Here is a 21743-nt window from a genome sequence, read left to right on the forward strand (position 1 = left end):
ATAAAAAAAGTATAAAAAAGCTCTTAAAAGATAGTTTAGAAAAATTTTAGAAAAAAAGGGTAGAATGGTTACAGAAAACACTTTGCCAAAAGGAAGATTCATTCATGTCCATACGAAAACGTCTGATTTTGTCCAATATAGCGATGATCCTGATGCCGATCTTTTTCTTTATTCTTTCTTTATTTATCCTTGTCCAACTATTTTTTGGAGAGCAGCCGTTTTTTGCTCATGAGGAAGGCAGTGCCCCAATCGCGGAAGATTACCTGCATTTAAAGCAGACAGCCGCACGTACTCCGGATAAGCTGAGGGAGGAAGAATATCTTTCAAATAGAATGGCAGAGATTCCACAGGAGGATGCGGCCATTCTTATAAGAGAAAAGGGGGAGATCACCTATCAATCGTCTCCTTCTATGTCTTTCTCTGTATCAGAGCTCCCCGCGTTTGATTTTGAAGAAGTGCGCCGGCCGATTCACCGGTTCGGAAACCAGCTCTATTTTTTACAAAAAAAGGACTTTTATTATTCCGATGGTAATGAAGGGACTGTGTTTCTTCTGCAGGCTGCCAGCTTTGTTAAACGTTTTGGGCCGATATTATTTGGATGTCTCCTTTTTGCGCTGATCGTTACAAATGGGCTGCTTACGTATTTTGTCTCAAAAACAATTCTGACGCCGGTGAATGAGTTAAGAGCCGCCTCGGAAAAGATTAGCCAGGGGGACCTGAACTTTCACATAGAGTCACGCCGAAAAGATGAACTTGGACAGTTATCGCGTACGTTCGAAATCATGAGAAAAAAACTGAAAGAATCGATGGAGCTGCAAATGCAGTATGAGGAAAATCGAAAGGAATTAATTTCAAACATCTCTCATGATCTCAAAACTCCTTTATCGGCGATTAAAGGATATGTGGAAGGAATTCGGGATGGTGTCGCTAATTCTCCGGAGAAGCTGGACAGCTATACACAGACGATTTATTCGAAAGCGAATGAACTGGATCACTTAATAGAGGAATTATTTCTTTATTCCAAATTAGATATGAATCGTCTGCCGTTTCATTTTGAAGAAATCGATATCAAAGAATATATAAAGGATTATGCAGACGAGTTGAAGATGCAGCTTACTGATCAAACGGAGGTGGCCCTGTACTATGATCAGACGGCATCTTATGTGGGGGTTATTGATAGAGATAAGATGAAGCGGGTTCTCTCCAATATCGTTAATAATAGTCTGAAGTATATGGATAAAGAAAAGCGGCAGATTCACATTCATTTAAAGGCTCTAGAGGAGTATATAAAAGTGGACATAACGGATAATGGTCCCGGCATCAAGCCGGAGGACATACCATATCTGTTTAACCGTTTTTACCGTGTGGAGCATTCCAGAAATACAAAAACCGGAGGCAGTGGTCTTGGGCTGGCGATTGCCGAACAGATTATCAAGGGTCACGGCGGGGACATTTGGGCAGAAAGTGAAATAAATAAAGGAACAACCATTAGCTTTACTATAAAAAAGGCGTCAAATCAAGGAGAGAATGGGAATGAAAAATATCTTGATTATTGAGGATGAGCCTAGCCTGGCTGAATTAGTGAAAGATTATTTAGAAATCAATGAGTATAGCGCGAATATCGCTAAAACTGGGGATCAAGGGCTGCAGGCCGCTCTTTCTGAACCATATGATCTGATTGTATTGGATCTTATGCTTCCCAATCTTGATGGATTTCAAGTGTGCAAACGAATTCGAGAGGCCAAAAACATTCCCATCATCATGCTTACAGCGAAAAAAGAAGACACCGATAAGATCCGGGGCTTGGGCTCGGGAGCCGATGATTATATGGTGAAACCCTTCAGCCCCGGCGAACTGACAGCTAGAGTGAAGGCCCACCTATCACGCTATGATCGATTGGTTCATAAAGACGATCCTACTGATACGATTGATATTCGCGGTTTGCAAATTAATCAATCTTCTCGAAAAGTGTTTGTGAACGGAACAGAAGTGACAATGACGGCCAAGGAATTTGATTTATTGTGCTTCATGGCTGACCACCCCAATCATGTGTTCACCAAAGACCATCTTTTCGACAGGATATGGGGAATGGAAGCAGTCGGAGATGTCGCTACCGTCACCGTGCACGTTGGTAAAATCCGCGACAAAATAGAACTCTATCCAGCCAACCCCCAGTATATTGAAACGGTATGGGGTGTCGGATACCGTTTCAAAGGCTAAAAAATTGGACATTTTTATGAACCCGCTTATGGCGGGTTTTAATTTTTGCTGCTGCCACTATCAATATGAATGCTCTTGCCTGGTGGAGAACAGCGTGAAGGATAAAGGAGTCGGGATTGGTCTTCCTCTGGTTTTGGGCACCAGCACAGCATGTATGAAATAAAATAGTGTCTTCCATTTGCTGATGGAGGACACTATATGCGTTTTCCATAAAAATAGTGTCCCCAACACCCATAATGCTTTAGATAATTTTTAGATTTTATTTTGAACGGCTTTAGATATCTTCTCTAGAATACGAATATAAACGTGATAAGGAAGGGAGGTGTTGGTCATGCAGTTATCTACCGCGCCAAGAAGATGGCTTTTGTCCCTTCACCTTTTGTTTGTGGCGATTTTATTTGGAACGATGGTCGTTTTTCTGATACTTAGTATAACGGCAGCCGCCACGCAGGACGAAACGATACTAAAGGGTGCCTATACCGCCATGTATGTATTAGCTACATCTTCAGTACGAGCCTCTACAATCGGTTCGGTGGTGACAGGTATTCTGCTGTCGGTATGGACGAAGTGGGGGTTGTTTACATTTTATTGGATCATTTTTAAAGAAATTTTGACAGTAGTAGCCATAGGTCTAGCTTTCATTGGAATGTCTGTATGGACGCTGCAGACGTTTTCGATAGCGGCGACAGAGGGGTTAAACGCGTTAGACAGCCCTGTATTTATAACCAACAGACTGCAGCTGTTTATTGGAATTATCCTTCAAATCGTATCATTAGGAGCAATGATTATTGTTTCCGTATTTAAACCTTGGGGCAGAAGGGAGCATGAACTTAAATATTAACCGAAAGGAGATTGCATCATGGGCAATCAAGAATCAAATGTCACATCTGAACCATCGGCTCCAGCTATTCGATATTTTAGGATTGGATTTGCTGTTCTGGCTTCCATTTTCGCAGCTTGTATTATTGTCCAGGTATTTTTTGCGGGAATGGCGCTTTTTATGGGATCTGTCAGTTGGGGTTTACATATATCTTTTGTACCCCTGTTTATGTATTTGCCTTTGCTTGTGCTTGTATTTGGAATAGTCGGAAGGCTGCCAAAAAAGTTGATTTGGATGAATTTGATGTTAGTTGCAATGGTTATTCTGCAGTATGTAACGGTGGTTTTCTCCACGAACCTTGGTTTGTTGGGGGCCTTTCATCCAATCATTGCGTTCCTGTTGCTCGGTGCATCGCTGAGCACGGCGCAACAATCATGGAAGTATTTATAGAGCATCAGGATAATCTGGGAAGGGGTCTCTCAAAAAAAAGCCCCCTTCAAAAAATAATGAGAATTAAAAATCATGGGTGGTGACGGTTAATTGCATAACAATGCCAAATGGATCCCGTACGATACCGTAGCCGGGACTGAATACGTTTCTTTCAAATGGTGTTAAGATATCAACCTGATCATGTGTAATCAGATTTTTATACATGGTTTCAATGATGGAATAATCTTTAGACTGGATACATAAAGAAGAACTGTTACTCAACTGCCAGGGACGGGTTTTATCCATTTTCTCTTCAGCGATCATTATTTTGTTCGTGCCGATCTTTAAAACGCAGTGCGTAATATATCCTTCCTGGCCTTCTTCATACGTAAAGTGCGGGTCCATTTCTTTCATCTCTTGGTAGTTTTTCTTAAACAAAACCTCTGCTCCTAAATACTGTTCATAAAAACGTATGGCTTCAGCACCTTGTCCGTTCATTGATAAAAAAGGAATCATCTCAAAACTCATTATATTGCCCCTTTCCTGTTAAATAACTTACACTGAACAGTATACAGTAAAAAGGTGACAATAATTGGCACCTATAAGGAGAGTTATATGAAAAAAGGGGAACGACTGAATCAAATGCTGCGGTTTATCAATCAAAAACAGCAGTTCACCTTGAACGATCTAATGAGTGAATTCCACATTTCTAAAAGGACCGCCCTTCGTGACATTGCCTCGTTAGAAGATATCGGGGTCCCGCTTTATGTGGAGTATGGGCGGCACGGAGGCTATCGTTTAGTTGACTCCATGACATTACCCCCGATTTCTTTTACGAACCAGGAAGTTTTGGCTCTATATTTTGCGATGCAGGTGCTCCAAAACTTTGCAAGCACTCCTTTCCAGATATCATTGCGTTCCATTCATGAGAAATTTTTAGAAGGAGTCCCTTCTGAACTCCGCAGACAAATTGAAAACTTCCGTGAAAGAGTGGCTTTCTATCCTGGAGAACAAACGCATGAATGTAGCTATCTGGAAGATCTTCTACTTACCGCTGCTCAGATCAAAGTTATAAAAATACGCTATGAAGCGCCGAAGCAAACGACGATTCGCTATATTCAGCCGATAGCAATATACGCCATGAAAGGCTGGTGGTACTGCCAGGCGTATGATTTAGATAAAGTAGCCTACCGTGTATTCCGATGTGATCGTGTAACCTCTTTGGAAATAGTGAATCATGAAGGTTCTGTAGACTTAAAAGGGATGAACATCCATAATGCACAAAATCTTTGGGAACCAACAAAACAGGCGGTTCCTTTTACATGCATTATCACTCCAGCAGGTGTGGAGATATTCAATCAGGAGCAATATCCGTCAATGGAAGTGGTAACAGAAGAGGGGATTATGTATTTGAAGGGAACATACGAGCCGGCTGAGTTGCATTTTATGATTTCTTACCTGGCCGGTTTTGGAAAATCCATAAAAATTATTGAGCCTCCCTCGTTAAAAGAACAGTTGAAAGAATACTACTTAGATTTAATAGATAATTTGTAAAGGAGAGGTATCGAGATCATTTTTCAAGAGACCAAGGAAAAGTATTTTTAAATATTATTCCTATGTTGGACTCTGTGAAACTCGAATTTTCAACCCATAGCTGTTCACAGAAAGCAGAAAAAGGGTCCCGTTTGCGGTGGGACCCTGAGTGCACTATCCGTTTTTTAGGAAAAAAGACTGGTGCTGTGCTGCGGCTGGACTTTGGCCTTCGGGTCAATAAGGTGTTTCGCGTTGTTCACGGCGATCGGCGCCTCGCCGAACCCGGTAGCAATCAGCTTGACTTTCCCTTCGTACGTGCAGATGTCACCGGCTGCATACAGCCCTTCGATATTGGTCTCCATCCGGGAATTGACGACGATGGAGTTTTTCTGGATATCGAGGCCCCATTCTTTAATCGGCCCGATCGAAGAGATAAAACCGTGGTTCACAATGACGGAATCAACATCGAGGTCTTCTTCTTCTTCGCTGCCGATGTTTTTCAGTACCGCTCTTTTGATCCTGCCGTCTTCACTTTCAAACCTTGAGATTTCCGTCGGTGTTTTCACGGTCATGCCGGACTGAAAAAGCTGTTCCACGCTGTGTTCGTGGGCGCGGAATTTTTCGCGCCGGTGGACAACCGTGACGTTTTTCGCGATCGGTTCGAGCATTAAAGCCCAGTCGAGTGCGGAGTCGCCGCCGCCGGAGATAAGAACGTTATGCCCGGAGAATGCCTGAAGGTCATTGACGAAATAATGGAGGTTTTTCCCTTCGAATTCACGGGCTTCTTCCAATTTCAGGCGTCGCGGTTCAAACGCACCGATACCGCCTGTGACAACGACGGTTTTAGCATAGTGGGTTTTCTCATTTGTGGAGAGTTCGAAGCGGCCGTCTGCATCTTTATCAATTTCCTGGACCGTTTCTTCGAGCACCACGTCAGGATCAAATGCATAGGCCTGTTCCGCAAGATCGTCCACCAGCTTCTGGGCCCGGACGGCAGGGAAGCCGGCAACATCATAAATATATTTTTCCGGATAGAGAGTGGACAATTGACCTCCTACCTGGGGCAGGCTGTCGATCAATTTGACACTCATTCCGCGCATGCCTGCGTAGAATGCGGCGAACAGGCCGGTCGGCCCGGCGCCGATGATCGCTATATCGTAAAGCTCTTCTTCATTAATCATCTAACATCACCCACTCTCAATTGTAAACAATTACTTGATCATTTTCGACTGTTACGTTGAAATTTTTCACCTTGTATTTTTCATTCACGAGCATCCGGCCTTCATTTTTAATGTCAAATTCACGGCCGTGCCAAGGACAGCGGAGAATGTCTCCCTCTTTTTCAAAATTATATTCCCCGATTTCATCAGTCGGAGCAGGGGCACCGCACAGTTTTCCTTTCGAAAGCGGAGCGCCCTGGTGAATACAGCGGTTCAAAAAGGCATAATAATGACCGTCAGACGCGCGGCACACAACGATGGAATGTTTCCCGAGGGTGCTTTCCATCATTTGTCCGGGTTCAAGGTCTTCTTTATGACAGACTGTCTGTTCCATGATCAGCACCTCCTGCAGTGATTAAAATTTAGGATAAAACTTGCGGGCGTTTTCCGTGAATAGTTTCTGTTTAAAGTCGGCATCCAGATTCGGCGGAAGCGCCTCTACCGGGGAATCGTAATCCCAGTGTGGATAGTCGGTGGAGAAGGAAATGATTTCATCCGACCCCATTTGATCGACAATCTGCATGAATTCTTTTTTCTTCATGCTTTCCAGCGGCTGCGTGGTAAACAGCATATTCTCGCGTACAATATCGCTCGGTTTCCGCTGCACCCATGGTACTTCATGGCGCAGGTCCGTGTGCTGTTGATCCATTTTGCCCATCAGAAATGGCACGTACGTAAAGCCGCCTTCGATCATGATAAGCTTCAGATCCGGAAACTTATCGAATACCCCGTTGAAAATCATATTTGTAATGACGTTCATGTGAGAAAGCGGGATCAATGTATGCCATTCGATGAAGTACTTCGGCCATTTTCCGTAATAGAGCGGCGGCTCGTTGTGGTGCATGCCGATGGCCAGGTTATGCCTTTGAGCGGCTTCAAAGATAGGATGATAGTATGGATCGCCCCATAACTTGTCATCGATGGGAAGCAGCACCTGCACCATTTTTGGATGGGAACCAAGGCGCTCGATTTCTTTGACGGCGTTCTCAGGTTCCTGGGCGGCAATATGAATCGAGCCGTAAAGGCGCTCGTCCTGATCAAGCCATTTATCAATCTGCCAGTTGTTGTAGGCCGTCGCAAGAGCGGTTGCCATCTCGTACCATCCGTGCATCGAAGAAGGGGAAGGATCCAACGCCCCTGTCAGGATGGCTTTTTCATGCCCGTTTTCATCCAGCAGCTGCTGCTGCATGAATGAAAGATCCGTACCTGCCGGGCGTCCGTCCGGAATACGGGCGTCAGCGCGGTCCACACCTGCTACCGCCGGCTGTGTATACGGCATATGCTTTTCCTGAATCCAGTGGCAGTCTTCAATATATCTTTTCCACGGCTGCTCCAGATAAGGCAGCAATTCTTTATACATGACTCGTTCGTGTACGTCCGTATCAATTAACATCGTATAACTCCTCCTCAGTTGAACCCCTGTCACAAGGGGAACCTCTTTTTGCTCAACTGGGAAACATGTTATCACAGCCGTTATTTTCCTCCAAAGTGGATGACTGCCGGTCATTGAAAGTTAGAATGGTCAGTGAGCTTCAGTGAAGCTCAGTGATAAGCAGTGACATTTTTTCAGAAAATCAGGAAAAAAGTTTAGATGAAAGGAATGAGGACACTGGAGGTCTGCGTGGTATGTTTAGTGTCCTCAAGGGCGGGTCTTGGAGAAACTGTGTTTCTATCACGGGAGGTTAGTATTCTCTGACATATGGATGGAAACTACTACGGCCTTGTTTCAGCTTCATACTGTCTTCAAGAGGGAGTATCTCTACCTCATCCACAAAAATAGATCCCTTTTAAATCTGTGGTCCGTACTGCCGGAACTGATGGGGAGTCTGCCCGGTATGTTTTTTAAACACTTTGGTAAAATAGGTCTGGTCTTTGAATTGAAATTGCACGGCGATGTCGAGAATGGGGTCCTCGGTATGAAGGAGATATTTTTTGGCTTCCTTGATTTTTTCCTGCAGAATAAACTGCTTCAGCGTAAGGCCGCATTCTTTTTTAAACACCGTGGACACGTAGCCCGGGGTCCGGTTTACAAATTCCGAAATGAAAGCAAGGTCCACACCGCCGGTAATATTGTTTTTCACAAGTTCCCTGATTTTCCAGACAAAGGCGCTGTAATGGGAGGCTTCCTTCTGCTGCATCATATGAAAAAAGGTGACATAGATCTGTTTTTCCACGCCGGACAGTGCCTCCGTTGTCTGTTTCCGCTCCACTTCCCGCAGAAAGTAGTCGCTCATCGTCATCGCTTCATCCGGATCCGTTCCCTTTTCCATAGCAGTCCGGGATAGAATCGCACAGGCCATAATCAGCTTATTTTTAAAATCGCGGACCGGATGCGGGGACCCGAGCGGTACACTGGATTGCGATTCGATATTCTCCAACCATTCAAACGCAGCAGGATTGCCGTCTTTCAATGCTTCCAGAAACACTTTTTCCTGTTCATAAGGGTGATGGGTCATCCCTTCTTTCCGGTATTCGATACGGAGCTGTTCAATCTCTTCTTCCTCCGGTATATAAAAATGTTCCTCGATTAACTGCTGCAGGAGCCGCCGAATATCATACAACGTATGCAGATTCCGGAGGGATCCCGGCGATTCCCACTGCGCCAGCTGCTCCGGCAGTTCAGTTTCATGCGCGCTTTCAAAAAAGAAGGGTCCGGCGATAAAACAACCGTTCTCTATCAAGCTGTCCGCAGCGGTAAGAAAGTAAGAACCGCCCCCGCTGTCCCGGAAAATGGTTCCGCTGCCTGCGGGTCGGATATAATCCGGATAGACCGTCTGAATGCACGGGTGATGGTACGTGAGAACCCCGTCGTATTCCTGCTCCGGGTAAACAGACGCGTGACGGTGAAAAAAACCGATCGGAATGCCGGTAATATGGAAAAAACGGCACATCATCCGCTCCAGCTTTCTTCGATGATGTTCGACTTCATTCATTCGTAATGCCTCTCCTTTTGCCAAAAACATGAGAAAATTGCAGTTTCCTCTCATTGTGAAGGAGAGAGGTTAAAATGAAGTAAAACAAGAAAAATAAACAACACTGTTATGGACGAAAAATGGAAGTGATGTTGTCTGTGCCGATAATGGCGAAATCGGCGGTGTCCGGAAATAATCCTGTATCCACGACGCCGGTGATGGCTTTTAGTTGATCATGAAGCACAGCGGGTTCCTGGATGCCGGGAAACGTGCAGTCGAGGATGTAGTTCCCGTTGTCAGAGATAAACACCCCGCCGTTGGTGTGCCGAAGCTGCGGGCTGCACCCCAGGTCGCCAGCCCGGGCGGCGGTTCTTTCCCAGCCGAAAGGCACCACTTCCACCGGCAGTGGAACGGTGCCCAGACGGGAAAAAAGCTTGCCGGAGTCTGCGATAATGATGACCTGTTTTGAGGCATGATGGACGATTTTTTCCCGTACCAGAGAGCCTCCGCCGCCTTTGAGCAGCTGCAGGCCGGGATCAATTTCGTCCGCCCCGTCAATGGTTATATCAAGAGTTTGCGTGTCATGAAAGCCTGTCAGCGGTATGTCCCATTCCTGAGCCCATGTTTCGGTCCTCGTGGAAGAGGGGATTCCCTGCACCCGGAGACCATCCTTTATTCGCAGGCTTAATTCTTTTAACATCCAGTAGACGGTGGAGCCGGATCCCAGCCCAATCGTCATACCGTCTTCAATAAAGTCGACAGCACGTCTGCCGGCCGCTTCTTTCCCTCCGCCGGTTTTCTTTTCATGGTCTGATGTTTCCATTTTTCAGCCCTCCGATCAGGATTGTTTTAAAGATGTATTTACAAGATAGGCGGGGTATCCGCCGGATAAAACATCCGCCACATTCCGGGCGGTTTTTTGTTTTAATTCGAGCTCCGAGGCCTCAGAGTAATAAGCGGCATGCGGAGTGAGTATGACCTGATCCATCTCACGTAAAGGATTATCCTCCGGAACCGGTTCCGTTTCTAGGACGTCGAGCCCTGCTCCACCAATGGTTTCAGCCTGGAGTGCCCGGATTAACGCTGACTCATCAATGACAGCGCCACGCGCGGTGTTAATCACAAAGGCGTTCGGCTTCATCCACCCAAACTGTTCATCGCTCAGCATCCCTCTGGTATGTTCATTTAAGGGGGGATGGACGGAAATGAAATCCGATTCGCGGCACAGGGATTCCAGATCCACTAGTTCAACACCCGCAGAGGAAGCGGCTGCCGGAGAGGAAAATGGATCATAGGCGCAGACGGTCAGGCCGAAAGCCTGCGCTTTTTTGGCCAGCATCTGCGGAATGTTTCCGAATCCGACCAGCCCAAGCTTTTGTTCACTGATGCGGTGTATCGGCTTGATGCGGTTAAGATCCCACGTGCCTTGTCTTACGGACTCGTGAAGCTGCACTATCTTTCTTGCGCCGGCAAGGAGGAGGGCAAAGGCGTGATTGGATACTTCTTCCGCGCAGTAATCGGTGACGTTGGCCACCATGATGCCCTTCTTTGTTGCAGCGTCGACATCAATGGTGTCAAACCCGACCCCGTACCGGGAAATGACTCGGCAGCGGTCAAGTGAATCGATGACCCGTGCGGACAGGGGGGCATACTGATTAATAATGCCATCCATACCCTGTGCCGCCTGAATAACGTCTTCTTCGCTGCGGCACTGTGCCGTTATCCATTCGATCCCCTTATTCTCCAGCACCTCCTGCTCGGGGGCCAGGGTGTCATACGTATAGTCGGTTATTAATACTTTCCATCTGCTCAAGGCAAAACACTCCTTCTGAAAAAAATTCTGTGGCCGGAAGCTCCGTCATCGTGCCTGCAGGTCATGGGCGACTTGCCGGGTTTGTTCAATGAGCCGCCTGTACAAAGGATAAATGCTTTCATAGCGCGCCGTGTTGGTTTGATCGCACGGCACAGCGGTATGAAACCGGGTTTCTTTTGTTCCTTCGGCGTATGACTCATATTTGCCGGCAGCAAGGAGAGCAGTACAGGCCGCACCCCAGGCTGAACTCTGATGGCTGACCGGCACTTTGACAGGACGTGCGAACACATCCGCCAGGATCTGAAGCCATAATCCGGAGCGGGCAAATCCGCCGTTTGCATAAATCGTGTCGGAGGAGGAACCGAGCGTGTCCATGGCCTCCTGGATGCTGTACAGTTCAAAAATCACCCCTTCAAGCCCTGCTCTTGTCATGTGGGCATTCGTATGGGACTGTCGGAGCCCGAAAAAACTGCCTGCTAACTGAGCATCCCAGTGAGGCGCCCGTTCTCCATTTAAAAAAGGCAGAAATAACAGACCGTCGGCACCGGGAGCTGTTTCATCGGCCATCTGCATCCACGATTCAACCGAAGCTCCGGCACTGCCACCGGGGTCCTTCAGTGTCTGCCGGAGCCATTCCAGCACATTGCCGCCGTTATTGGTCGGTCCCCCCATGACCCACTGGTTTTCGCTCACCGCATAGCAGAACACTCGTTGTTCCGGGTCCAGCATCGGTTTATCGACAAGCTGCCGTACAGCGCCGCTTGTTCCGACGGTAATGACTGTTTTGCTGCTGTCGACGGCTCCTACACCAAGGTTGGCAAGTGGACCGTCGCTTGCGCCGGCTGCGAACAGCATATGGATGGAGAGGGCGGTTTTTTCCGCGATCTCTTTCGTTAGTCCGCTCATCGTATAGGTCGGGGGAACCGGAGTGAAAAGCCGTGATGCAGAAATGCCGGCGTAGGCAAGAGCTTCCGTATCCCACTGGAGCTTATGAATGTTAAACAGGCCGGAAGCAGACGCCGTGGCGTAATCAACCACTTTCTCCTGAAACCACCGCTGTAGAATGAATTCTTTCATGGATACATAGAAAACAGCTTGGTGATAAGGAGGATACTCGTTTTCATACATCCACCGCAGTTTAAGAAGCGGACTCATCGGATGGATGGGGGTGCCGGTCCGTTCATACAGTTCCTGTTTCTTTTCGTCGGAGAGTCTGCCGGCTTGGGGGACACTTCGGCGGTCCGACCAGATCAAGAGGTTCGTAAGCGCTGTCATGTTTTCGTCTACACAGAGCAGGGAGTGCATCGCCGAAGAAAACCCGCCTGTCTCAATATCTTCGGATGGCAGTCCGGAAGTATCCACTGCCTGCCGGATGGCACGGATCACGGCCTGCTCGATGTCATACGGGTCCTGTTCCATATATCCCGGCTCTGGTTCAAGGACTGGATAAAACGTTTCTGCTTCCGCTATAACCGTGCCATCGAGGGCAAAGAGGACGGCTTTTGCGCTCGTCGTGCCCAAGTCTATCCCTAAAGATGCTTTCATCAACTATCTTCCTTTCTTTCCTGCCGGTGCTACATCCGCTTTTTGGAGATGGCCTCTCTTATATTCTGGAGGGAGCTCTGCATGTCGTCTTTACGCTGCATGCTGACACAGACATATAACGCATCAAAAATGCTGAGCTGGGCCAGGCGTGAAGACAGCGCTTCGGATCGGTAATCCGTTTCCTGGGAAGCCGTATGAAGTGAAATATCCGCCTGCTTACTCAAGGGGGACTTTTGGACGGAAGTAATCGAAATCGTTGTTGCCCCTTTTTCCTGGGCTGTTTCAAGCGCGAGCAGTATATCCTTGTTCGTCCCGGAATGAGATATCAAAAAGACAACATCTTCCGGAGTAAGAAGGGAAGCAGCCATCAGCTGAAAATGGGCGTCCTGGTATGCGGCGGTTTCAAGCCCGGTGCGCATAAATTTATGGTGCGCGTCGACGGCGATAACGCCTGATCCCCCGTTGCCGTAAAATTCAGTGCGCCGGGCGTTCAGCATGGCATGTACCGCCATTTCCACCTGTGAAGGATCGAGCAGCTGCAGCGTATCTTCAATGGTTCGTGTATTTGCATGAAAAACTTTTTCAATAATCGTCTGGTTTGTATCTTCTTCCTGAATCGTTTCGTGGATGTCTTTCACTGTGGAAGAAGTATTTTCGGTGGCCAGCGCGATTTTCATCGCCTGGTACCCTTTGAATCCAATCGTTTTGCAGAAGCGGAAGACGGTGGCATCCGCCACGTCAAGGTCATCAGCAATCGTATTGATGGTGGAATGAATAATCCGCTGGGGATCTTCCATAATATAATCCGCAATTCGTTTTTCTTTTGCGCTCATTTGAGTATAAAGTGCCTGAATGCGGGGGATACACTGTTTGCTTTCCGCGGTGGTGTTCATCATTATCCTCCTTGTAGAACATTCTTTCTTTCATCTTACAAAATGGGTGGAAAATTATCAAAAAAATTTTTTTGAATAATTGGTTGATAGAAAAAAATTTTATTGTATAATGAATCCAAAGAAAATTTCATTTCATTGAAACGAATGGTAAAACGAACTGCGCGAAGATAGAGAGGAGCTGCCGACATGAAGATAGGAATCGTTGGCCTTGGCAAAATGGGATATAATGTAGCACTCAACTGCATGGACCACGGCCACGAAGTTGTAGCTAATGACGTAAATGAAAGCGCTGTAGAAGAAGTGGTAAAAGAAGGAGCAGCCGGAGCGGCTGATTATGATGAGCTCGTGAAACAGCTCGATACACCACGGGTAGTATGGGTGATGGTTCCTGACGGTGATCCGACGGACCAGTCGATCCACAGCCTGGCTGCTTCCTTATCATCTGGAGATATTATTGTAGATGCCGGAAACTCCAATTACAAAGACACTCTCCGCAGGGGAGAGGAATTGAAAGAACAGGGCATTGCCCTCATTGATGCGGGAACAAGCGGCGGCACAGAAGGCGCCCGCCACGGTGCCTGCATCATGGCCGGCGGTGAATCGTGGGCAGTCCATGAAGTGGACCCCCTTTTTGAAGATATCACCACCACGGACGGTTATCTTCATGCCGGCGGACCTGGAAGCGGCCATTATTTGAAGATGATTCACAACGGGATTGAATACGGCATGATGCATGCGATCGCGGAAGGATTCGAACTTCTTGAAAAGAGTTCTTATGATTATGATTACGAATCGGTGGCCCGTCTCTGGAATAACGGTTCCGTCATTCGTTCCTGGTTAATGGAACTGACCGAGCAGGCGTTTTCCAAAGACGCGGATCTGAGTAATATCAGGGGGGTGATGAATTCTTCCGGTGAAGGAAAATGGACGGTGGAAGCAGCATTGGAACAGCAGACAGCCGCTCCGGTGATTGCTCTTTCCTTAATGATGCGGTACCGATCCCAGGAAAATGATACATTTACCGGAAAAGTGGTCTCAGCACTTCGCAATGAATTCGGCGGTCATTCTGTCGTCAACAGCGAGTAACGTTGGTTCGGACCGGCGGTCTGAAGGGATGGTTCCGCTGGTTCTTCCATAAATAATTTTATTACCTTTGAAGGGGGATAAACAAAAATGAAAAAGACATTATTGAAGAGTGCAGCATCATTAGCACTAATAGCCGGCTTAACTGCCTGCGGCGGGGGAGAAGAAAATGGAAGCGAAAATGAAAGCGCTTCAGGAAATGAATCTGGCGGGGAAGAGTCAGAAAACTCCGGCGGAGAGTCCGACGGCGAAAGTTCATCCGGCGGGGAAGCATCTTATACCATTGAAGCCGGTATAGGACTAAATAACAAACATCCGCAGTATGAAGGGCTGCTGAAATTTAAGGAAATTGTGGAAGAAGAAACAGATGGGGACATTAAGGTTGACACATATCACAGCGGCCAGCTTGGAGACGATCGTGAAATGATGGAAGCGCTGCAGTTAAATACACAGGAAGTCACGATTCCTTCGACCGCCCCTGTCGCCAACTTTGTGGAAGAATTCACCGTATTTGATTTTCCGTTTTTATTCCCTAATGAGCAGGTAGCAGATAAAGTGCTGGACGGAGAAATCGGCACCCGGCTGCTTGAAAAGCTGAAAGACGAAGACTTAGTGGGGCTGGCATACTGGGAGAATGGTTACCGGGATGTGACCAACAGTACCCGTCCAATTGAATCGGCAGAGGACTTCGAAGGCCTTACCCTCCGTACGATGGAAAACGACATGCATATTGACGCGTTTGAAGAACTGGGTGCCAACCCGACACCGATGGCATTTGGCGAACTCTTCACCGCTATGCAGCAGGGGACGGTAGACGGGCAGGAAAACCCGATTGCCACCATTTATCTGGAAAGCTTCTATGAAGTGCAGGACTATTATACCGATACCCATCACGTTTACAGCCCGTTCGTCTTTATGATGAGTAAACAGTTCTATGACAGCCTGCCGGACGATTATCAGACGATTGTTAAAGAAGCAGCGGTTGAAGCTGGAGAATATCAGCGCGAACAGAACCGGAAAGCCAATGAAGAAATGCTCGCAGACCTTGAGGAAGAAGGAATGGAAATCACAAAGCTGTCCGACGAAGCACGTCAGGAAATGGCTGACATCGTACAGCCGGTCATTGATGAGTATTCCAAGCAGCTTGGTGAAGATTTCGTTGATGAAGTATACCAGGCTGTAGAAGACGCACAGGAAAGTACGGAATAAGAGTTCCGGGAAAGGGGCTGTCTGGTGCAGCTCCTTCCCCCTTTTACATAAAAAAAGATAAGGAAAAGAACTATCATACAGGACGGAATGAAAGTTGTTTTGTTTATCTTTTAATCAAACGAGAAGAAGGCAGGTGGAGAAAATGCGTGTGGTTCGATGGCTGGATGAGCATTTTGAAGAAGTGCTGCTCGTTGCTTTTTCTGCTGTGATGGTGGTTGTCATTGCCATGCAGGTATTCATGCGTTATGTCATTGGAGACTCCCTTTCATGGTCGGAGGAACTGGCAAGATTCTGCTTTATCTGGGTCGTGTATATCGGTATCAGTTACGGAGTGAAAAAACAGCGGCATATCAAGGTGGATGCCATGCTCGTCTTTTTTAAACAAAAAGGAAAAATTGTTATGAACATGATTGCCAATCTTCTGTTTCTCGTATTTGCACTTATCATTGTTTATTATGGTCAGGACATTGCTCTTAGGATATGGGAGCTCGGACAACAGTCTCCGGCGCTTCATGTTCCGATGGGGGTCGTCTATCTTGCTACACCGGTAGGGATGGGGCTGACCGCCTTCCGGCTGCTGCAGCAGCTGTTCAGGCAGGTGAAAGCTCTTCTCGGCAAAGATACCTTTGATGTCGGCATGGAGCATGAAAAAGCAATGGAGGATCAGGAAGATCTGATAGACGAATCACAACAGGATGAACGCCCGGATCCTAAAGGATAGGAGGAACTTCCATGACAACAGCGGTTTTATTTATAAGTTTTGCGGTTCTGTTATTACTGAGTGTCCCGGTGGGAATCGCCCTCGGTCTCTCAACACTCATCTCCATTGTATACTCCGGCACGATGCCGATTGAATTTTTGTCGCAGGCCCTGATTACGTCGGTGGATTCGTTTCCTTTAATGGCGGTACCGTTTTTCATTCTGGCCGGTGAAATTATGGGACGCGGTGGTATTACCGATCGCCTTTTCGGGGTGGCCAATACGCTCGTCGGGAATAAAACAGGTGGTTTTGCCATCGCAACGATTATTACGTGCATGTTTTTTGCGGCTATATCCGGCTCTGCTCCGGCCACAGTGGCTGCCATTGGAGGAATTATGATTCCGGCGATGGTGCGGATGGGATATGATAAACGGTTTGCGACCGCAACCGTTGCAGCGGCAGGATCTCTCGGTGTCATCATACCGCCGAGTATTCCGATGGTTATTTACGGTGTCGTTGGATCTACGTCCATCGGTGACCTGTTTATCGCCGGGATTATTCCGGGAGTAATCGTGGCCGGTGGTTTAATCATTTACGCCTATTTCTATTCAAGAAAAATGGGATATAAATCTTCTGATGAGCCATTCACCTGGAAAAAGCTCGGAAGAACGACCTGGCATGCGAAGTGGGCTCTCCTCATTCCTGTTATTATTCTGGGAGGTATTTACGGGGGAGTCTTCACACCGACAGAAGCAGCGGTTATCGCCGTCGTTTACGGCCTGTTTGTGAGCATGGTGCTGCACCGGGAGTTACATATAAAGCAGCTCCCCGGCGTCATCTCTGCAGGAGCACTCACGACTGCCACCGTCCTAATCATTGTCGGAACAGCAACAGCCTTTGGTAAACTGTTAACGAGAGAACAGATTCCAAGCCAGGTAGCGAATGGCATGCTCTCGATTTCTGAAAATCCTATCGTGCTGATTATGCTGATTACGCTGCTGCTGTTGATTGTCGGCTGCTTTATGGATACGCTGGCGGCCATTATCATCCTGACACCGCTTCTTCTTCCCATTGCGGCGGAAATCGGTTATAATCCAATCCATTTCGGCATTATTATGATCGTCAACCTGGCTATCGGTTTTATCACGCCTCCACTGGGAGTAAACCTGTTCGTGGGGTCGGGGATATCCGGACTGTCGCTGGAGAATCTGTCCAAAGCCATTATTCCGTTTTTTATCGCCATGCTGATTACCTTGTTTATTATTATATTTATTCCACAGCTGTCGATGTTTTTACCATCCCTGCGCGGGTAAGCGTGGAATAAAACAGAGGGAGGAGGAAACGTATGGAGGAATTCAAAAAAGATATTGTTATCCGGATCGATGAGAAACAGACGATTGTTGAATTGAGCCAGGTGCTCCATCCTTTCAAATCCGAGGTGTATCTTGTAAACCGCTCGGAGGGCCATGTAACGGAGGCGAATGTGAAAAGCCTCCTTGGTCTGGTCAGTATGCATATCCAGAACGGAGACCAGGTCACCGTCCGGGCGGTAGGATCAGATGCCGAGGAAGCCGCCATGAAAGTCGTTGAATTTTTGACGTAGCATGTCCGGTGAAAAATCCCGACCAGACCGGGCCATCACGGTTCCGGAAGAGTATAACGCTCCCGATTGTCCTGAAGATGGTCGGAAGCGTTTTGTTTAGGATATCCTTTTTGTGGAAACCAGCAGATGTATTTCCCACCATAAACCTGAAATGAAGAAATAGTGTCCGCAGGACGTCGTCCAGAGGACACTACGGTGTTAAAATCGGTCCATAGTGGTTTCATGCGGATGCCTGGAACCACTAAGCGTTCTTGATAGAGTCACAGTATCCTCAAGAACTTCCCTTGTGGATACTAAAGGCGCCGTGCGGACATCCAGTGTCTACTAATCCCTTGCCGGCTATTTCCACATATTGATAGATTATCGTTGAGGTTTTGATACACCCCATATTCTTTCGTACCAGCCTCTTTTGTAAAAGATACAAGTAATTTTAAAAATCTGCTTGTCATTTTATACATCATCCGTTACTATAATAAATAACTCCACTAAGTTTATCGGATGAACAAACTAAGGTTATATGGAAAAAAGGGGGGATGGAAAGAAAGAGGGGGTTTTTTCTTTGGTCCATGATGAAAGCGGTATCAAAAATGAAAAACAGGAGGTTGTATGATTGAAACATGTAATGATGCTTTTTATTGGTGCATTGGCTCTGCTGGCTGCCGGCTGTCAACCTTCATCCGAAAACACGGAAACTCCCGACGGTGATTCCGGGGGAGGTTCTGAAGAAGCAGGCGGGGGAGAAGAGGCTGAACTGTCGATCTGGCACATTGAAACCGGAGATGCTGAAGCAGTCCTTCAGGAGGCGGCCCAGCGTTTTGAAGAGGAACACGAAGGCGTCACGGTCGAGTTGAATCAATACCAGAATGATCCTTATAAAGAACAGATTATTACATCCATGGGCGGTGATTCCCCTCCGGATATCTTCCATTCATGGGGAGGCGGCTGGCTGGAGAACTTCGTCAATTCGGATCAGGTCATGAATATAACAGAGGATGTAGACACCGATCGTTTTTTACAAACCGGCCTGGATACTGTCACCTTTGATGAAGAGATTTATGGTGTACCTGTGGGCATGGAATTAACGCCGGTATGGTACAATACAGAAATTTTTGAAGAACACGATCTTGAAGTACCGGAAACGTATGACGATCTGCTCCATATTGTAGAGACGTTGAACGCCAATGACATAACACCGTTTGCCCTCGCGAACCAGCCGCAGTGGCCTGGAGCATTTTATCTGATGTACCTGGCAGAACGAACAGGCGGCCCGGATCTGTTTAATGAAGCGTTTAACCGCTCGGGCCGGACGTTTGATGATGAAGCGTATGTTGAAGCTGGAGAAAAAATTCAGGAACTCGTCGAGATGGGAGCCTTCCCCGACGGCGTCAACGGGATGAACTATGATAACGGTCAGTCCAGGCAGCTGATGTATTCAGGGGATGCGGCGATGGAAATCATGAACAGCGGCGCGATGTTGAATAACGTCAGAGACGAAATGCCTGAATTTGAAGAGAAGCTGGATTACTTTTTATTCCCCGAAGTAGAAGGCGGAGAAGGAAGCCAGGATCATGCGGTCGGCGGAGTCAGCCCTGCTTTTTCGATTTCGTCACAGACAGAACATCCTGAGCTGGCGCTGGAACTGCTGAAAGAGTTGAGCAGCAAGGAAACCGCACAGGGACTGTCGAACAGGAGCGGCAATATCTCTGCTGTTCAGGGAGTAGAGTACGAGGATGGCTATGTTGAAAGACTGAGCAATACCCTGAACGAAGCGGACTATCTTCAGACGTTCTATGACCAGACCCTTCCTCCGGAGTTGGCTCAGGTTCATTTAGATACCACCCAGGGTTTGTTTGGACAGTCGATTACTCCAGAAGAAGCCGCGCAGGAAGTAGAAGAAACAGCGCAGGAAACACTGGAATAACAACGCTGCTGCATCAGGGTGCGGTGTGTATGCTGATGCAGCCCTTAAATAGAGGTGACCCCGTTTGGCTGAAATGGAACAAACACAGCAGTTACAAACCGGTATCAATGCTTTCAGGAAAAAAGAAAAGAGGAAAAAGGTTCTCGTCATCCTTGGTTTTATGGCACCGGCCCTTATCATTTATGGATTGTACGTCGTATATGCGATTGGCATGACATTTTACTACAGCATGTTTGACTGGACAGGAATTGACGCCAACCTGGATTTTATCGGGCTTCAGAATTACATGGAGCTGTTCAGGGATATGACGTTCTGGCAGTCCCTGAAAAATAATACACTTCTGATTGCTGCTTCTCTTTTAACTCAGATTCCTTTGGGTCTGATTATGGCTTTGCTTTTATTCAGTCCGGTGAAAGGAATGCGATTATTCCGCACTGTATATTTCATGCCTTTTTTGATGTCAACGGTAGCGATCGGGATTCTTTTCATTTACATTTTTGATGCGAATTTCGGTCTGGTCAATCAACTGCTGGGCGCCGTAGGTCTGGAATCATTACAGCGGGGGTGGCTTGGCAATGAGAATACCGCAATCTGGGCAGTCATTGTGACGATATGCTGGCAGTTTGCTCCCTTTTACATGATCCTTTTCCGCGCTGCGATTGTCGGAATACCGGAAGAGCTTTATGAAGCGGCTGACATTGACGGCGCCTCGGGCTGGAAACGATTTGCAAGTATCACGTTTCCGCTGTTGAAGCCGATTATTGTCACATCAGCGATACTTTCCATCATCGGGGCCCTGAAATATTTTGATCTCATTTACATTATGACCGGAGGCGGGCCGAATAACGCGACAGATCTAATGGCCACCTATATGTATGATCAGACATTCACCAATTTTAATATGGGGTACGGCAGTACCGTTTCTTCCATGATGTTCATCATAGCCTTTATTGTCACGGTGATCATCATAACATTAGATAATAAACGAAAGGCGGATTACTAGGATGCTGAAGAAAGTAAAAAATACTCCGCTCTATGTCGTTGCTATTCTGATCCTGTTGTTCACCGGTCTTCCGTTTTTCATTATGCTGAATACATCCTTTAAGGATCAGGGAGAATTCAGCAGCGCTCCGTGGGCGCTGCCGGAGAGTTTTTCCCTGGATAATTATACAGCTTTGTTTGAAACCAATTTTTTTCATTTTTTCGGTAACAGCTTGTTTGTCTCCGTTATCTCGGTCGTGCTGGTGATTATTTTTTCAGCCATGGCAAGCTATCCGTTATCCCGCATGAAATTTAAGTTGAATCGTCCGCTTCTGCTGTTGTTCATGGTGGGAATGATGATTCCGATTCATACCACGTTGATTCCGATCTTTCTGCTGACCCAGAATCTGGGGCTCTACGATACGGTCTGGGGATTGATCGGTCCTTATGTGGCGTTCGCCCTGCCGATATCTGTCGTCATATACACACAGTTCATGTCAGAGCTTCCCAAGGAACTGGAAGAGTCGGCGAAGATTGATGGGTGCGGGCATTTTCAGCTTTTCTGGAGGATCTTGTTCCCGCTCCTGGTGCCGGCAACATCGACGGTGGCTATTTATAATTTCATCCACATTTGGAATGAGTTCATTTTTGCCCTTGTTCTGACAAACTCGGATGAAGCTGCCACACTGCCTATTGGATTAAGAGAATTTTACGGTGAATTTTCCGTTAATATTCCAGGATTGATGGCGGCGTTGTCCCTGGCAAGTGTTCCTCTGCTGCTTGTTTATTTTGTCGCACAGGAAAAAATTATTAAAGGCCTGGCAGCCGGTTCGGTGAAAGGGTAACAATAGAAAGGCGGAT

At 47.1% G+C, this 21743-nt stretch carries 22 protein-coding genes; 13 read left to right on the forward strand and 9 right to left on the reverse strand.

Going from position 1 to position 21743, the window contains the following annotated elements:
• Nucleotides 1–104 precede the first annotated feature (104 nt).
• From ACW9JV_RS02205 to ACW9JV_RS02220, 4 genes are all read left to right on the forward strand, one after another.
• Nucleotides 105–1556 (forward strand): sensor histidine kinase, encoded by a 1452-nt coding sequence (locus ACW9JV_RS02205; RefSeq protein ID WP_457330916.1) that lies wholly within the window; start codon nt 105–107, stop codon nt 1554–1556.
• Nucleotides 1534–2220, forward strand: a complete 687-nt coding sequence (locus tag ACW9JV_RS02210) for a response regulator transcription factor (RefSeq protein WP_457330918.1) — start codon at nt 1534–1536, stop codon at nt 2218–2220. Before ACW9JV_RS02205 ends, ACW9JV_RS02210 begins: the two co-directional genes overlap by 23 nt.
• Nucleotides 2221–2551: 331 nt before the next feature.
• Nucleotides 2552–3061 (forward strand): hypothetical protein, encoded by a 510-nt coding sequence (locus tag ACW9JV_RS02215; RefSeq protein WP_457330920.1) that lies wholly within the window; start codon nt 2552–2554, stop codon nt 3059–3061.
• A gap of 18 nt (nt 3062–3079) precedes the next feature.
• Nucleotides 3080–3490 carry a DUF6220 domain-containing protein gene (locus ACW9JV_RS02220; protein WP_457330922.1) on the forward strand — a complete coding sequence of 137 codons (411 nt, stop codon included), beginning with the start codon at nt 3080–3082 and terminating at the stop codon, nt 3488–3490.
• Between the two features lie 63 nt (nt 3491–3553).
• On the opposite strand, the gene ACW9JV_RS02225 is transcribed toward ACW9JV_RS02220, so the two are convergent.
• The gene (locus tag ACW9JV_RS02225) at nt 3554–3997 is read right to left on the reverse strand and encodes a VOC family protein (protein WP_457330924.1); all 444 of its coding nucleotides are present in this window, start codon (nt 3995–3997) and stop codon (nt 3554–3556) included.
• A gap of 87 nt (nt 3998–4084) precedes the next feature.
• Here ACW9JV_RS02225 and ACW9JV_RS02230 point away from each other — a divergent pair, with 87 nt between their 5' ends.
• Nucleotides 4085–5023: a helix-turn-helix transcriptional regulator gene (locus ACW9JV_RS02230; protein WP_457330926.1), complete on the forward strand. Its 939-nt coding sequence runs from the start codon at nt 4085–4087 to the stop codon at nt 5021–5023.
• A 164-nt stretch (nt 5024–5187) separates the two neighbouring features.
• Here the strand turns inward: ACW9JV_RS02230 and ACW9JV_RS02235 are convergent, their stop codons facing one another.
• The 8 genes from ACW9JV_RS02235 to ACW9JV_RS02270 all read right to left on the reverse strand — a co-directional run bounded on the left by ACW9JV_RS02235 (nt 5188) and on the right by ACW9JV_RS02270 (nt 13385).
• Entirely contained in the window at nt 5188–6183 is a 996-nt protein-coding gene (locus tag ACW9JV_RS02235; protein ID WP_457330928.1) for an NAD(P)/FAD-dependent oxidoreductase, read from the reverse strand.
• A 16-nt stretch (nt 6184–6199) separates the two neighbouring features.
• Complete coding sequence (locus ACW9JV_RS02240) at nt 6200–6556, reverse strand: Rieske (2Fe-2S) protein (protein WP_457330930.1); 357 nt, start codon at nt 6554–6556, stop codon at nt 6200–6202.
• A gap of 21 nt (nt 6557–6577) precedes the next feature.
• On the reverse strand, nt 6578–7615 hold the full coding sequence (locus ACW9JV_RS02245; protein WP_457330932.1) for an amidohydrolase family protein: 1038 nt from the start codon (nt 7613–7615) through the stop codon (nt 6578–6580).
• A gap of 394 nt (nt 7616–8009) precedes the next feature.
• On the reverse strand, nt 8010–9155 hold the full coding sequence (locus ACW9JV_RS02250; RefSeq protein ID WP_457330934.1) for a helix-turn-helix domain-containing protein: 1146 nt from the start codon (nt 9153–9155) through the stop codon (nt 8010–8012).
• A 106-nt stretch (nt 9156–9261) separates the two neighbouring features.
• A complete protein-coding gene (gene rpiA, locus ACW9JV_RS02255) occupies nt 9262–9957 on the reverse strand; it encodes a ribose 5-phosphate isomerase A (protein WP_457330936.1) in 696 nt (231 codons plus the stop codon).
• Between the two features lie 15 nt (nt 9958–9972).
• Entirely contained in the window at nt 9973–10947 is a 975-nt protein-coding gene (locus ACW9JV_RS02260; protein ID WP_457330938.1) for a C-terminal binding protein, read from the reverse strand.
• A gap of 45 nt (nt 10948–10992) precedes the next feature.
• On the reverse strand, nt 10993–12492 hold the full coding sequence (locus ACW9JV_RS02265; protein WP_457330940.1) for a gluconokinase: 1500 nt from the start codon (nt 12490–12492) through the stop codon (nt 10993–10995).
• A 29-nt stretch (nt 12493–12521) separates the two neighbouring features.
• Nucleotides 12522–13385: a MurR/RpiR family transcriptional regulator gene (locus ACW9JV_RS02270; RefSeq protein WP_457330942.1), complete on the reverse strand. Its 864-nt coding sequence runs from the start codon at nt 13383–13385 to the stop codon at nt 12522–12524.
• 186 nt (nt 13386–13571) lie between these two features.
• Here ACW9JV_RS02270 and gnd point away from each other — a divergent pair, with 186 nt between their 5' ends.
• From gnd to ACW9JV_RS02310, 8 genes are all read left to right on the forward strand, one after another.
• Nucleotides 13572–14471 (forward strand): phosphogluconate dehydrogenase (NAD(+)-dependent, decarboxylating), encoded by a 900-nt coding sequence (gnd, locus tag ACW9JV_RS02275; RefSeq protein WP_457330943.1) that lies wholly within the window; start codon nt 13572–13574, stop codon nt 14469–14471.
• Nucleotides 14472–14558: 87 nt separating this feature from the next.
• Nucleotides 14559–15677, forward strand: a complete 1119-nt coding sequence (locus tag ACW9JV_RS02280; RefSeq protein ID WP_457330945.1) for a DctP family TRAP transporter solute-binding subunit — start codon at nt 14559–14561, stop codon at nt 15675–15677.
• Between the two features lie 142 nt (nt 15678–15819).
• Nucleotides 15820–16398 carry a TRAP transporter small permease gene (locus ACW9JV_RS02285; protein ID WP_457330947.1) on the forward strand — a complete coding sequence of 193 codons (579 nt, stop codon included), beginning with the start codon at nt 15820–15822 and terminating at the stop codon, nt 16396–16398.
• Between the two features lie 11 nt (nt 16399–16409).
• The gene (locus tag ACW9JV_RS02290; RefSeq protein WP_457330949.1) at nt 16410–17690 is read left to right on the forward strand and encodes a TRAP transporter large permease; all 1281 of its coding nucleotides are present in this window, start codon (nt 16410–16412) and stop codon (nt 17688–17690) included.
• A 32-nt stretch (nt 17691–17722) separates the two neighbouring features.
• Entirely contained in the window at nt 17723–17980 is a 258-nt protein-coding gene (locus ACW9JV_RS02295; RefSeq protein ID WP_457330950.1) for an HPr family phosphocarrier protein, read from the forward strand.
• 610 nt (nt 17981–18590) lie between these two features.
• Nucleotides 18591–19901, forward strand: coding sequence for an extracellular solute-binding protein (locus tag ACW9JV_RS02300; RefSeq protein ID WP_457330952.1), 1311 nt, complete (start codon nt 18591–18593; stop codon nt 19899–19901).
• Nucleotides 19902–19974: 73 nt separating this feature from the next.
• Nucleotides 19975–20904 (forward strand): carbohydrate ABC transporter permease, encoded by a 930-nt coding sequence (locus ACW9JV_RS02305; RefSeq protein WP_457334537.1) that lies wholly within the window; start codon nt 19975–19977, stop codon nt 20902–20904.
• Between the two features lies 1 nt (nt 20905).
• Nucleotides 20906–21727 (forward strand): carbohydrate ABC transporter permease, encoded by an 822-nt coding sequence (locus tag ACW9JV_RS02310; protein ID WP_457330954.1) that lies wholly within the window; start codon nt 20906–20908, stop codon nt 21725–21727.
• Nucleotides 21728–21743: the final 16 nt, after the last annotated feature.

The sequence above is a fragment of the Salibacterium sp. K-3 genome (assembly GCF_054052005.1).